The sequence below is a fragment of the Actinacidiphila sp. bgisy160 genome, assembly GCF_965342435.1.
In the GTDB taxonomy this organism is placed as follows: Bacteria; Actinomycetota; Actinomycetes; order Streptomycetales; family Streptomycetaceae; genus Actinacidiphila.
This window is the reverse complement of record NZ_CBDRCM010000143.1, coordinates 1-820: the sequence shown is the minus strand read 5'-3', so window position 1 is coordinate 820 and position 820 is coordinate 1. Positions and strand designations below refer to the sequence as shown.

Genomic DNA, 820 nt, shown 5'->3' with positions numbered 1-820 from the left:
ACTGATCGTTTCAGAATGAGATCGGCGTGTCGGCTGGCAGTCAGTGATCTTCGTCGGCAGGGTCTGCGGGGTGTCCGATGACCTTGTCCCTGATGACCTCTGGGAGCGAATAGCCCCGCTGCTGCCGCCGCAGCCCGAGCGAAGGCAGCGGCACCCAGGCCGACTTCGGGTGCCTGACCGTGTTGCACTGGCGGGCATTGTCTACGTGCTGCGCAAGGGGGTGGCCTGGCGGGACGTCCCTGCCAGCGTGGTGGGCTGCTCCGGCGTGACCGCCTGGCGCCGGCTGCGGGACTGGACCGAAGCCGGTGTCTGGCCCCGCCTGCACGCGGAGCTCCTTGCCGAACTGCGCAAGGCCGGTTTGCTCGAGATGGACGACTGCGCGATCGACGGCTCCCATGTCAGGGCCCTCAAAGGGGGGATCACGTCGGGCCTTCGCCGGTCGACCGAGCCCGCCCCGGCTCCAAACACCACCTGATCGTCGACCGCCGTGGAACCCCGCTGGCCGTGTCCGTGACCGGTGGGAACCGGCATGACGTCACGCAGCTGATCCCGCTGCTGGACGCGATCCCCCGAATACGGGGACTTCGAGGACGCCCACGCAGCAAGCCCAAGCGACTGTTCGCCGACCGCGGCTACGACTACGACAAGTACCGCCGACTGCTGTGGCAGCGCGGCATCAAGCCCCTCATCGCCCGGCGCGGCGTCGCCCACGGCTCCGGCCTGGGCAAGACCCGCTGGGTCGTCGAGCGCACCTTCGCCTGGCTCCACCAGTTCAAACGACTCCGGACCCGCTACGAACGCCGCGCCGACCTTCACCAGG

The 820-nt window shown here is 68.9% G+C and carries 1 protein-coding gene; it reads left to right on the top strand.

The features are described 5' to 3' along the window. Positions 1-70: 70 nt before the first annotated feature. A protein-coding gene (locus ACRWNP_RS37155) for an IS5 family transposase (protein ID WP_431969429.1) occupies positions 71-820 on the top strand; the annotation gives its coding sequence in 2 pieces (ribosomal slippage) (positions 71-410 and positions 410-820; 751 coding nt annotated over the 2 pieces). This gene is flagged as partial in the annotation.